Genomic DNA, 12,350 nt, shown 5'->3' with positions numbered 1-12,350 from the left:
ACCAAAGGACGGCTGCGCCGTCCGCGCTATCCTTCCCCGCCCTCAACGACGGGGCTTGCCGTGCACCGGGTCACCAAGGGGCCATAGCCCCCGCCGCTTAAGCCCTTGTTGAAGGCAGCGACCAGGCCAAGCGCCAAGATCCCCTCGACCCGGTAGCAGATCCGGCGACGGGCGGTAAGCAGGGTGATTGCGCCCATGGCCAAGATGATGACTGCGATCGTCAGGGTCAGCCAGGGGCCTGGGAGCCGGATCGCGACCAGGGCGGCGCTCGCTGCACCCAATGTGCTCAAGGCCGCCAGGAGCCATAGGGTGTATCGCGCCTGTGGATCACCGATGAGATCGATGTTGCCATCCCGATGATGCATGATACCGGCGGCCAGACCGGTCATCAGCTCGGAGAGGAGCACGGCAGGGACGATATTGAGCGGGTCAAGGCCGATTAGCAACAGCAAGGGCGTGAGTGTCGTCCCATAGCCCATCCCCAGGCTCGAATCCAGATATTCGCAGGCCAGGGCCGCACAAAAGATTGCCAGCTACAGGCCTTCATCGAGCCAACCAGCAGGTAGGTCCAGCCAACTGACCTCGCGCAACAGGACCTGGATCAGCAACAATGCCGCCACCCCTGCTACACCCAAACCCAAGAGCTTGAAACGCCACCGGTGGTTGAGATAGAACTGCGCCAGGATCAAGGCCGCTGCGCGCATGATGTGACCCTTGTCATCAATCCAATCTATTGCCTTACCAGCTTAATCCAGGTTCAGACTGCATGTTTTTCCCCAACCGTCATCCGCCCCTCGTGCGCCTGGCCTTGGCGCTCCTGGCAATGTTGCTGTTTGTTGTCGGCTATCAATGGGGCAATCAGGTCCAGATGGCGCGCCAAGGCCCGCCAGCCATCCAGGGGGTGCGGCTTGATCCACCGCTCGAGTTGCCTGATTTTGCGCTGCGCGATCCTTTTGGCGTCAGATTCGATCGCGCGTCCTTGGAGGGGCATTGGACCCTTTTGGCCTTTGGCGATCTCGCAGGCGAGTTGGGTCAGCGTGCGGTGCAGCGCCTGATCGAGACGCGCAATCGCCTCGCCGATCAGCCCAAGTTGCTCACTGCACTGCAATTGGTCCTGGTACAAGGCACCGAACGCCTGGAGCTGGCGCGCGACTTCGCACGTCTGTCCCCTGCCCTGCATCTCCTGTCTGGTGAGCCGGAGATGATCTCTACCCTGCGCAATGCCCTAGGCCTTGCAATGGCCGATCGCCCTGATCTATTGGTCATCGCCCCAGATAGACGCCTGATTGCCATCCTGCCTGTTGCCCAGGACGGCGCGGCCTTGGCTCAAGATCTCAGGTCACTGATGGGCGGGCACGTACCTTAGTGTCATGTCCCGGATGATTGCGTGGTCGCTTGGGAAACAGCTCGAGCCGCTGCTGAAGACCAGTCCTGCATGGCTGGCAGGGGCTTTCGAGCATTGAGGGCAGCCCGGTGCAGCGGTGATCAGCTCATTTTAGGCGCGCGCGTCTTCGGCCTGAGCTTGCGCTCGTAGAGGATATAGGGCCTTGGTATCGGGAACGCGAGCGTCCCTCCCGCTCGCTAGCCGGCCAGAGACCGGTGTTCCCAAGGGCGCCTGCGTTCCCAGCGACACCGGCGGGCGGACGGCAAAGCGCCACGGGATTTCGATCATGGCCTTGCTAATGGTGATCGCCACGGGGTTGAGGTCGCTGGCATAGGCCTCAAGCCACAAGCGCTGCGCCTCCAGTGGCAGCGCGCTGCCGGCAAAGGGGTCCTGAAAGGTAGGGAACTTTTCGGGGTTGCAGAGCCCAGCAGACTGCTGTTTATTGACACCCCGGTCGAGGCGCGGTTCGTAGCCGGGGCCATTGACCGCCAAGGGATCAGGGTGGGGACGCTGGAGCAATTCGAGAAGATGCAGAAGATCATCGACACCGGCTATGGGTGGGAGGCGCTGGCCCAGGGCCCTTGGCTCAATGCCTGCCAGCTCTATTACTGGGGCGATCTGGATACCCACGGCTTTGCCATCCTCGACGGGCTGCGCAATCATTTCCCCCAAGGTGGTCTCCTTGCTGATGGATGGATCGCTCCACTCTGCTCGCCCATCGCGCCCATCGGACCAAGGAGTACGCCCCCGTCCGCCACGATCTGGCCTGCTTGACGCCGGCAGAGTCCGAGCTCTATGTTGACCTATGTCAAGATCGGCTGCCCCTCGTCTGCATCCGCAACAGGAGCGGATCGGTTATGGCTGGCTGGTCGAGGCCATCAGGACGGTCCAGGGCGGGGCCCTTGCTCCAGCTTGCCCGGCTCAACCCAGATCTCGACCGTGCGAGGACGCTCGATGACCGAACTCTCTATCACCTGCCCGCGTTGCGAACACAGCTTTACCCTGAATGAGGGGCTCAGCGCCCAGGTGCGCGCTAGTCTCGAGGCCGAACAGCAGGCGCGCATCCAAGCCACTGTCCGCGAGGCTGAGCAGCGCGCCCAGGCCAAACTGCAGACCCTCGAACGCCTGCTGGCCGAATACCAGGCAAGGATCGCCGAGTCCGAGGCGCGGACGCTCGCCTTGCAGCAGAAGGCGCTTGAGCTTGAACAGGCGCGCCAGCAGGAGATCGAGCGCGCCCGCCTCGAGACCGAGGAACGCCTGCGTTGCGAGTTTAGGGAGCATCAACAGGTGCTCATCGCCCAGGCCGAGCAGCGGGTACGCGCGTCAGCCGAGCGCGAACGCCAAGCGCTCGAGGCCAGGCTTGCCGCTGAACGGGAGACGCGCGAACGCGCCCAACAGTCCGAGCTTGCGCTTAGACAACAGGCCGCAGCCCTAGAAGCGCGCGCCCAAATGCTCGATCTTGAGGTCGCCCGTCAGGTCGCAGCGCAGCGCGCCGACTGGGAGACCCATGTGCGTCAGATGCTGACCGCTGAGCAAGACTTGAAACTGAAGGAAAAAGACAAACAGCTCGAGGACCTGCGCCGCGTCATCGCTGACCTGCAACGCAAAAGCGAACAAGGCAGCCAAGAGCTCCAGGGCGAAGTCCTGGAGCTCGACATCCAGGCGGCCTTGGCTCAGCGCTTCCCCCTCGATGAGGTCGCACCTGTGCCCAAGGGGGTCGCAGGCGCCGACCTCATCCAGACGGTCAAGAACCACCGCGGTCAGGTCTGCGGGCGCATCGTCTGGGAGACCAAGAACACCAAGCATTGGTCGATCACCTGGATCCCCAAGCTCAAGGACGATCTGCGGGCCGCTGGGGGCAATCTCGCGGTCCTGGTCTCGACTGTCTTGCCTGATGGCGTCTATGAGTTCGGGCTGATCGATGGGGTCTGGGTAGCTAGCCGCCGTACCTGGCCCGCTTTGGCCGTGGCCTTACGCGAGCAGCTCATCCAGGTCGCCTTCGCCCAGGCAGCAGCTGAAGGCAGGCAGGAAAAGATGGCAGCGGTCTATGACTATCTCGCAAGCGATGCCTTCCGCCAGCGGGTTGCGGCGATCGTCGAGTCATTGACCGCCCTCCAGGATCAACTCAATCGCGAACGGCGGGCAATGGAAAAGCTCTGGAAGGAGCGGGAGAAACAGGTCGAACGGGCAATCTTCAATACTGTCGGCATATACGGCGAGCTGCGCGGTCTGCTCGGCGGGGGCCTTCCCGAGATCGCAGCCCTGAGCCTCGAGGGGATCGCTGGACTGCTCGGACCTTAAGCGACGGCGGGTATCTCAGCATGGCAGCAGGCTTGATCCGCCTAGGTTGATCAATACGCATGTAAGGAGGAAAAAGATGTGGGGCGCAGTGATCAGAGATCTCATCGGTTCGATCTATGAGTGGCATCCAATCAAGACTACGGCGTTTATTCCTTTGATCCATCCGCGGGCCCATGTCACCGATGATTCGGTGTTATTGATCCGAAACCAATGAATTTATATTACGCGGCATCATGGAGCTTGGGATGCTGGAAGTAGCGCAAAGTAGCGCATGATGCGTTGGGGGGAATTGAGAAGGCGGCGCAGGTGGCTGACGGTCGCCTTCTTCAGATCGCCCTTGGCGCGCCGGGCAATGTCCGGGTAGGTCTCCTCAAGCCACGTCTTGCCCGCCGGCGGGCTTTGCTCATAGGCGCGCCGAATCGGTAAACGACAGCAATCTCATGTCTCGTCTTTCCATGCCCACGACATCTGGACAGCTCACTCAATTTCAAAAGCATGTGTCTCTTATCAATATATAAAATAACCTCCTAGCGATGCAAAACGGCGCGGTCATTCGGCCTGGTGCCCGGACATGCGAGGTTGCTAGAGTGTATTCTCAATCAAGTCAATCAGGCGATGGTGCAAGCCAGATAAACGAACGACAGGGAAGACGAGGCGAGCTTGTCGTAGCGCGTGGCGATGCGTCTGAATTGCTGGATGCGACAGAAGAAGCGCTTGATCAGATTGCGGTTTTTGTAGAGATGCCGGTTGAACGAGCGCGGATTGAGTCGGTTGGAGCGTGGGGGGATGACCGCCTGGCTGCCCTGTGCGGTCACCGTTTCGACAAGGGCATCCGAGTCGTAACCCTTGTCGGCAATGACGCACTCGGTCGGTTGGTCCTGGATCAACGCCGCGGCCTGCTCGATGTCGGCGACCTGCCCTGCCGAGAGAATGACGCGCAGCGGATTGCCCAAGGCATCCACCGCAACGTGCAGTTTGGTCGTCAACCCGCCCCGCAAGCGACCGATTTCCTGTTGGCCCGCTTTTTTGGGGCGCCAGCAGAATGTGAGTGGGTGCGCACGATGGTCGAGTCGATGAACAGATGCTCCATGTCGGCATCGCCTTGCAGTGCGGCGGCCACGCGCTCCCAAACACCTTTCTCGCGCCAGCGCGAGAAACGCACATATGTCCGGCACATATGTCCGGTGCCAGTGGCCCAGCTCGGCTGGCAAATCGCGCCACAGACAGCCGGTGCGCATGATCCAGAGCACGGCTTCGACAACGCGCCGGTTGTCCCTCGCTGTGCAACCCGGATCGCTCTTCTTCCCCGGTAACAGCTGCTCAATGCGTGCCCACCGCTCATCTCATAACATCTTCCGCTCCATCCTGACTCCTGCGCAAAAGTCAGGATATGACCAGACTTCACCCACTGTGAACAGCCCCTCGCCATGTCAGTGACTGTGAACGATTTATGCAACCTCGCTTGCATATGACATAGCACTATGCGCACGATTGAGAAGAGGACCTAGAGTGATCTACAAGGGATCGCATCGATGTTCCCCGATGATATAGCACGTGTCGCCCTCGAATATACACCGGTTGAGGTCTATTGGCTGGACCTTGATGGGCGGATCATCCAGGTCAATGCTGCAGCCGTCAAGGCGCTGGGTTATAGCTGCCAAGAGATCATCGGGTTGAACATCTGGGATATCGACACCCGTTACTCAATGGCCGCCTGGCGGGCATTCATCGAGTTCCTGCAGAAAAATAATGGCAATCATAGCCGCATCGAGTCATTCCACCGGCGGCGCGACGGCAGCCTCTACCCCGTCGAGGTCAACGCCTTTCTCATCGAGGGACTCAATGGCCCCTTGGTCTGCGGCTTTGCCCAGGATATCAGTGCCCGCAGACAGGCAGAGGAGTCCCTGCAAGCGAGCGAAGAGCGCCTGCGCACCCTGATCAATTCCAGCCCAGATATCATCTGTTTCAAAGATCGCGAGGGGCGGTGGCTCGAGGCCAATACTGCCGACCTCGAGCTCTTTTGTCTCACGGGGGTCGATTATCGCGGCAAGACCGACTGCGAGCTCGCCACCGAGACCCATCCCTGTTACCGCGATGCCTTTTTGTGCTGCGAGGCGAGCGACGAGCGCGCCTGGCAGGCAAACGGCCTCTCGCGCGGGGAGGAGGTGATCCGGCGACCCGATGGCTCGGTCAAGGTCTATGACGTGACCAAGGTCCCGCTCTTTGAGCCGGATGGTCGGCGCAAGGGGCTTGTCGTGCTCGGACGAGATATCACCGAGCGTAAACAGACCGAGGAGTCCTTACGCGAGGAACGGCGCTTCTTGCAAGCAGTGATCGACAGCATTGATGATCCTATTTTGGTTATCAGTGCCGATTGCCAGCTGTTGCGGGCAAACCAGGCGGCGCGCCGATTCTTCATTGAAACAGAAAAGGTGGCGGCCAATGAAGACCGCTGGCACTGTGCGATGCGCTTTGCTCTGGCTCGGAGACATGAACGCTTGTGCAACGCCAGCGAACATGAATGCCCGGTGCAGGCAGCGCACAAGAACCCCTCCCAGCGGCTCAAGCTGACCCGCAGTTATTGGACCCCGCATGGCGCCGAGGTCCACTACGAGGTCGTCTTCAATCCTTTGCTCGGGGAGAACGGTGAGGTCTGCGCCATCATCGAGGTCTGGCGCAACATCAGCGAGCACATAGCCCTCCTCAATACCCTGCGTGCTCGCGAACAGAGCTATATCCATCTAGCCCATCACGACCCCTTGACCAGGCTTCCCAATCGTCTGCTCTTTAACGACCGGCTCAATCAGACCATCCATGCGAGTCACCGGCATGGCCGGCGCTTTGCGGTGCTCTTCATCGATCTCGATCGTTTCAAACAGATCAACGACAGCTTTGATCACAGCTATGGCGACCAGCTACTGTTTGCGGTCGCCGAACGTCTGCAACAGCTCTTTCGTGAGGATGATACCCTCGCACGGCTGGGTGGCGATGAGTTCATTGTCATCTTGACCGACATCCACCAGGCCGAGGACGCGGCAATCGTTGCGGCCAAGATCCTCCATGAGATCAAACAACCCTTTGTGATCCAGGGCCATCAGCTCCTAGTGGGGGCAAGCATCGGGATCGCCCTCTATCCTGAGCATGGGACGACAGCCGAGGAGCTGGTGCGCAATGCCGACGCCGCCATGTATCGCGCCAAGGAGAGCGGGCGCAACGGCTTTCAGTATTATTCGCAGGAACTCACCGCCCGCGCCTTTGATCGCATCCCGCTCGAATCGGGCCTCTATTATGCTATCGAAAGGGGCGAATTCTGCCTGCATTATCAACCGCAGTTCAACCTGCAAAGCAGGCGCCTGCGCGGGATCGAGGCCTTGCTCCGCTGGCAACATCCAGAGCTGGGTATGGTCTCCCCGGCGACCTTCATCCCTTTGGCCGAGGAATCAAATCTGATCCTTCGGATCGGCGAATGGGTGCTCGTGGAGGCCTGCCGCCAAATGAAAGACTGGCTCGAACACGGCCTGTTTGCGGGAGATAACCTGATGAGCGTTAATCTTTCGCCCAAGCAGTTCGATCACCCTGACCTGGTGGCCTCGATCGCACGCATCCTCAGCGAGAGCGGTTTGCCTGCCCATCAGCTCGAGCTCGAGATCACGGAAGCGACCCTGATGCGTGCGCCTGAGCAGGCCATTGATGTCCTGTTCAGGCTGCGCGAGCTTGGGGTCAAGGTGGCCATCGATGACTTCGGGACCGGTTATTCCTCGCTCATTCAGCTCAAACGCGTGCCTTTAACCACCCTCAAGATTGACCGCAGCTTTGTCACCGGTCTGCCATACGATTCAAATGACGTCGCCATCAGCCGGGCGGTGATCGCCCTTGCCCAGGACCTGTGCCTGGAGGTCCTAGCGGAGGGGATCGAGACCGAGGTACAGCACAATTTCCTCATCTGTGAGGGCTGTCTCAACGGCCAGGGATATCTGCTCAGCCCGCCATTGGAGGTATCAGATCTCCAAATGCGCCTAGCAGATTGGCAAGCAGCGCCCTAGGCAAGCCAGGATTTCGGCAAGCCGTTTGCTATGATTTTGGGCTTGCAAGACCCCGAGATCGGAAAGGTGTCCATGGTACACACCCCCCAGCGCTCGCTGTTGATCGTCGATGATAGCCGTACGTCGCGGATACTGTTGCGCCGGCTGATCGAAGAGCTTCGACCACAATGGCGGATCACAGAGGCGGCGAGCGGCGAAGAGGCCCTTGCGATGGTCGAGCGCGAGTTAGCGGATTATATCAGCCTCGATGTCAATATGACCGGGATGAGCGGGCTCGAGGTTGCCGGACGCCTTAAGCTGCATCATCCCTCCATCCGCATTGTCATCTGTACGGCCAATATACAGAACTATGTGCGCCAGACCGCTGAGAAGGCGGGCGTGCGCTTTGTCGCCAAGCCAATCACCCCTGAGGTCGCAGAGCACATGGTGGCCCTGTTTGAGGAATAGATGGTGTGCGAATTGAGTGACCTTCAGCGTGATGCGCTCTGCGAACTTTTTAACCTCGGTGTGGGCCGGGCGGCGCATAGCCTCAGCCAGATGGTCCAGGATGAGATCCAATTGATGGCCCCAGTCATCGATCTGGTACGCGCCTGCGAGGTGATGCAGGCACTGCTGGGGGCTGATTTCAAGGAATTCAGCCTAGTCACCATCGATTTTTCTGGGTCCTTTATGGCCAAGGCCATCCTAATCTTTCCCGAACGCAATGCCTTGGCCATTGTCGGCAGCCTATTGGCGCCCGATCTGACGCCGGAAGAGGTCTCGGAGTTCGAACAAGAAGCCATGTGCGAGATCGGCAACGTGATCCTCAATGCCTGCATGAGCGCAGTCGCTGATGAATTTGGGATCACTCTCTTCGGCAGCCTGCCGGAGCATTATTTCAGCGATACCCAAGCGATGCGCCTCTTTGCTGAAGACGACGAGCGGTTGGTATTGTTGCTACGCATTCAACTGGTCATAGACCAGAGGCGCATCCAGGGACAGCTCGTGCTTTTGCTGAGCATCGATTCGTTCCAGGCGCTGTGCAACCATCTCGATACCTATCTCACCCGCTTAGGTATCGCCTGATGGATCTAGAGCTCGTTCGCCAGGTCCTCGATAGTCTGCAGGTCGGATTGGTCCTGCTCGATCGCGCAGGCCGCGTGGTCTCTTGGAACGATTGGATGCGCCGGCACAGCGGTCTGGAGTTTGCGGCGGTTCAGGGCCAGCGGCTGACCGAACTCTTCCCCGAGATCCAAGACGGGCGTTTGGCATGGGCTATCGACGAGGCCCTGCGGTTTCGGCTGTCATCGATGTTGGCGCCAACCCTCAACCCCGCCCCGCTGCCGATCTATCGCCGACCAGGGGACCGGGAGCGCAGCGAGCAGATACAGCAATTGATCTATATCACTCCTCTTCAGCATCCGGTCTGCGCCTGCCTGATCCAGATCCATGATATGACCGCGCCTCGGCGCCGTGAGCGGCGTCTGCGCGACCAGTCCAGCCTGCTCATCGAGACGAGCTATCAAGACCCCTTGACGAAGGTCGGCAACCGGCGGCGGTTCGATCAGGATCTAAGCAAACTATTCCAGCAAGCCAGGGAACGTCAGCGCCCGCTCGCCCTGCTCATGATCGACGTCGATCACTTCAAATCCTATAACGATCACTTCGGCCATCCCGCAGGCGATGCCTGTTTGCGCGAGGGCGACCGGATCGCCCGTTATGGTGGGGAGGAGTTCGTAGCCCTGCTGCCTGATACCGATCAGGTAAGCGCATGCGCCATCGCCGAACGCCTGCGCCTGGCAGTTGCCCAGCTCGCGCTCCCTCATCCGTATACCCCCCTAGGGCAGGTGACGGTCAGCATCGGGGTTGCAGCCATGACCCCTTCACCGGCTACCCTGTGTTATACCCTGGTCGCGCAAGCGGATATTGCGCTTTACTCGTCCAAGGATGCCGGACGCAATCGTTGTCTATGGTATGACGCGGCCATCGGCAAGGCCCAAACATGCTAGCGCATCAACAGACCGCAACCTTGTATCCGCCCCGCAATCGCTTTTCTCTGCGTCCGCCGTCGTCCCCTCGGGCAGTAGTGCATCACCCCAGGCGCGCAGTGCACCGATGAGCGCACATTTGACCGGATCAGCAGCATATTGCTGGGCAAGCTCAGAAAGGCGAGCGCGGTAGCAGTCGAGCTGGATACTCCCTCCACCCTCTGGCTCGATCAGACGCCGGCGGCGGATGGCCTCCCACTGGGCGCGCTCGGTCTCGCTGAGGGTTTCGGGCCAATTACGGGCGCGGTATCGCAGCAAGAGGACCGACAGGCGGGGATCGGTAAACCGACCAGGGGGAGAGCGCAAGTCCTCGGGATGGGCTCGCTGTACCCAAGCGCACAGCCTGCGGTCGGCATCGGGGATAAAACCGCCGCTATAGAGTGCCAGCTCCGGGTCCAGGTCGGTCGCGGGCAAAGGCTGAAACAGGGCCTGGACCCGTTCTGCAATCTCCTCACCCCGTTCAGCGATCCAACAGGCATGCCGAATCACCTGCTGGGGATCGATCCGCCAGCGCTCTGCGGCGACCGGGGTAAGGGTGTTCATGGGGGCAAGCATAGGGACGCGATTGATATGCACAACCTTCAAGGGGACACGTATCACCCCCTGAGGTCTTCGATCCGTTGGCGTAAAAAGACGACGCTGCAATTCATCGACTGTCAGGTCGAGTAACTGCAAAGGCTCGGCGCGCAGATCGAAACAGATCACAGCACTGGCCTTGGCCGGATGTGGAGCAAGTGGCAAGATCGGGGCGATACAGCCAAGTTCAGCTGGGAAGCGCGCTGAGGCATGTAAAAGCGGCCGACGCTGGTCGAGCAAGGCGCGCACCCGTCTTTTGTCGCGCAGACCCAATGCATAGGCAAACAGCCTCGGTTGGGCTGCGCGCAACCTGCGGGCGAGGGCAATGGTTGCCTTGACATCGGCAAGCGCGTCATGAGCGTTCTCATGGGAGATGTCATTGGCGGCAGTCAGTTCGTCCAGGCGGAACGATGGCGTCCCATCTGGGTGAAGCGGCCAGTTTAGGCCCTCTGGTCGTAGGGCCCGAGCGAGACGCAAGACATCGATCAGATCGAAGCGCTTGTTGCCATCGCGCCACTCATGGGCATAGGGATCGATGAAATTGCGATAAAAGAGATGACGGGTGATCTCGTCATCAAAACGCAGATTGTTATAGCCGGCGATACAGGTTACGGCCTGGCTCAACTCGGCATGGATGGCGCGGGCGAACTCGACCTCTCGCATGCCCCGTTCGGCGATGTGCAGGGGCGTTAGGCCAGTGATCAGACAGGCGTCCGGATCAGGCAAGAGATCCGCGCTAGGCTGGCAGAAGAGGACCAAGGGTTCGCCGAGCGGATTGAACTCGGCGTCGGTACGCAGGCCGGCAAACTGAAAGGGGCGATCGCGAAGCGGGTCGCCCCCCCAAGTCTCGTAATCCAACCAATAGAAGGTCTCGCCCAAGCCGTCAGATCTTTTCCTTGATCCGCGCCGCCTTCCCGGTCAAACCGCGCAGATAATAGAGCTTGGCGCGCCGTACATCGCCGCGGCGTTTGACCTCGATGCTGGCGATCGCCGGGCTATAGAGCGGGAAGACGCGCTCGACCCCCTCACCATGCGAGATCTTGCGCACGGTAAACGACGAATTGAGACTGCGTCGACGCATGGCGATCACGACTCCCTCGAAGGCCTGGAGGCGTTCGCGGTCGCCTTCACGTACCTTGACCTGAACGACCACGGTATCACCTGGGCGGAAGTCCGGGATCTCGCGGTTCAATTGCTCGATCTGTTCGCGTTCGAGCTGCTGGATGATGTTGCTCATGGTTTGCTCCTGTATTCAACCGGCCCCTCCTCGGGATGGGCCTGGATCGATGCCTCGAGTGCTGCTTCTAGCAAGGCGCGCTCACGCTCGCTGAGTCCGCGGCGCTTGATCAAATCCGGTCGGCGTTGCCAGGTCCGCAACAACGCCTGCCGCAGCCGCCAGCGCGCGATAGCGGCATGATCGCCGGAGAGCAAGACCTCGGGGACGCGCCCCTCAGCGGTCTCCTCCGGACGGGTGTAATGCGGGCAATCCAACAGGCCATCCATGTATGAATCGAGCTGCGCCGATTGATCATGGCCGAGTGCGCCGGGCAGCAGGCGAATCACCGCGTCCATGACGACCATCGCCGGCAGCTCACCGCCGCTTAAGACATAGTCGCCGATCGACCATTCCTCATCGACATGATGCTCGATGAGCCGCTCATCGACCCCCTCGTAACGGCCTGCCAGCAGGACCCAGCCAGGCTGTTGGGCGATCTCGACCATAGCTGCCTGATCGAGCAGCCGGCCCTGGGGTGAGAGATAGGCCACCCGACTATGAGGGGCAGCGGCGCGCACTGCGGCAATGGCCGCACGCAAGGGCTCGACCTTCATCACCATCCCCGGCCCACCGCCATAGGGCCGGTCATCGACAGTGCGATGCGGGTCCTGGGTAAAGTCGCGCGGGTTCCACAGGTGGATCTCGACCAGGCCCCGGGCTACCGCCCGACCGCTCACTCCATAGGCGGAGAGGATGCGGAACACCTCCGGAAAGAGGGTGATGACATCGAAGCGCATCGCATC

14 protein-coding genes are annotated in these 12,350 nt (G+C 60.4%); 7 read left to right on the top strand and 7 right to left on the bottom strand.

All coding sequences use genetic code 11. From position 1 onward, the window contains the following. Window positions 1–26: 26 nt before the first annotated feature. A complete protein-coding gene (locus GWK36_RS06400) occupies window positions 27–479 on the bottom strand; it encodes a sulfite exporter TauE/SafE family protein (RefSeq protein WP_166270436.1) in 453 nt (150 codons plus the stop codon). Between the two features lie 54 nt (window positions 480–533). Next, entirely contained in the window at window positions 534–704 is a 171-nt protein-coding gene (locus GWK36_RS06395; protein WP_166270435.1) for a hypothetical protein, read from the bottom strand. 62 nt (window positions 705–766) lie between these two features. Between GWK36_RS06395 and GWK36_RS06390 the strand changes: the two genes are divergently transcribed. Beyond that, on the top strand, window positions 767–1,366 hold the full coding sequence (locus GWK36_RS06390) for an SCO family protein (protein ID WP_166270434.1): 600 nt from the start codon (window positions 767–769) through the stop codon (window positions 1,364–1,366). Window positions 1,367–1,495: 129 nt separating this feature from the next. Here GWK36_RS06390 and GWK36_RS14880 read toward each other — a convergent pair whose 3' ends face one another. Beyond that, window positions 1,496–1,903: a hypothetical protein gene (locus GWK36_RS14880; protein ID WP_210756877.1), complete on the bottom strand. Its 408-nt coding sequence runs from the start codon at window positions 1,901–1,903 to the stop codon at window positions 1,496–1,498. Between the two features lie 9 nt (window positions 1,904–1,912). Here GWK36_RS14880 and GWK36_RS15340 point away from each other — a divergent pair, with 9 nt between their 5' ends. Together GWK36_RS15340 and GWK36_RS06370 are read left to right on the top strand one after the other, a co-directional pair. Then, on the top strand, window positions 1,913–2,158 hold the full coding sequence (locus tag GWK36_RS15340; protein ID WP_166270433.1) for a Wadjet anti-phage system protein JetD domain-containing protein: 246 nt from the start codon (window positions 1,913–1,915) through the stop codon (window positions 2,156–2,158). Window positions 2,159–2,338: 180 nt separating this feature from the next. Beyond that, window positions 2,339–3,685 (top strand): DUF2130 domain-containing protein, encoded by a 1,347-nt coding sequence (locus GWK36_RS06370; RefSeq protein WP_166270431.1) that lies wholly within the window; start codon window positions 2,339–2,341, stop codon window positions 3,683–3,685. A gap of 608 nt (window positions 3,686–4,293) precedes the next feature. Here GWK36_RS06370 and GWK36_RS06365 read toward each other — a convergent pair. Continuing rightward, entirely contained in the window at window positions 4,294–5,001 is a 708-nt protein-coding gene (locus GWK36_RS06365; RefSeq protein ID WP_246237806.1) for an IS5 family transposase, read from the bottom strand. 216 nt (window positions 5,002–5,217) lie between these two features. On the opposite strand from GWK36_RS06365, the gene GWK36_RS06360 reads away from it, so the two are divergent. The 4 genes from GWK36_RS06360 (at window position 5,218) to GWK36_RS06345 (ending at window position 9,716) form a co-directional block, all read left to right on the top strand. Continuing rightward, entirely contained in the window at window positions 5,218–7,728 is a 2,511-nt protein-coding gene (locus tag GWK36_RS06360) for an EAL domain-containing protein (protein WP_166270430.1), read from the top strand. Window positions 7,729–7,800: 72 nt separating this feature from the next. Further along, window positions 7,801–8,175 (top strand): response regulator transcription factor, encoded by a 375-nt coding sequence (locus GWK36_RS06355; protein WP_166272503.1) that lies wholly within the window; start codon window positions 7,801–7,803, stop codon window positions 8,173–8,175. Continuing rightward, a complete protein-coding gene (locus GWK36_RS06350; RefSeq protein ID WP_246237737.1) occupies window positions 8,176–8,793 on the top strand; it encodes a chemotaxis protein CheX in 618 nt (205 codons plus the stop codon). Next, entirely contained in the window at window positions 8,793–9,716 is a 924-nt protein-coding gene (locus tag GWK36_RS06345) for a GGDEF domain-containing protein (protein ID WP_166270429.1), read from the top strand. The genes GWK36_RS06350 and GWK36_RS06345 overlap by 1 nt, the downstream gene beginning before the upstream one ends. On the opposite strand, the gene sbcB is transcribed toward GWK36_RS06345, so the two are convergent. Genes sbcB through trmD form a run of 3 tightly spaced genes read right to left on the bottom strand, consistent with a single transcriptional unit; the run spans window position 9,675 to window position 12,344 of the window. Continuing rightward, the gene (gene sbcB, locus GWK36_RS06340; protein WP_166270428.1) at window positions 9,675–11,210 is read right to left on the bottom strand and encodes an exodeoxyribonuclease I; all 1,536 of its coding nucleotides are present in this window, start codon (window positions 11,208–11,210) and stop codon (window positions 9,675–9,677) included. The genes GWK36_RS06345 and sbcB overlap by 42 nt on opposite strands. A 4-nt stretch (window positions 11,211–11,214) precedes the next feature. Beyond that, a complete protein-coding gene (gene rplS / locus GWK36_RS06335; RefSeq protein ID WP_166270427.1) occupies window positions 11,215–11,568 on the bottom strand; it encodes a 50S ribosomal protein L19 in 354 nt (117 codons plus the stop codon). After that, window positions 11,565–12,344, bottom strand: coding sequence for a tRNA (guanosine(37)-N1)-methyltransferase TrmD (gene trmD, locus GWK36_RS06330; protein ID WP_166270426.1), 780 nt, complete (start codon window positions 12,342–12,344; stop codon window positions 11,565–11,567). Before trmD ends, rplS begins: the two co-directional genes overlap by 4 nt. Between the last annotated feature and the right edge of the window lie 6 nt (window positions 12,345–12,350).

Origin of the sequence: Caldichromatium japonicum, assembly GCF_011290485.1 — a bacterium.
Lineage (GTDB): Bacteria > Pseudomonadota > Gammaproteobacteria > Chromatiales > Chromatiaceae > Thermochromatium > Thermochromatium japonicum.
This window is presented reverse-complemented; position numbering and strand designations above follow the sequence as displayed.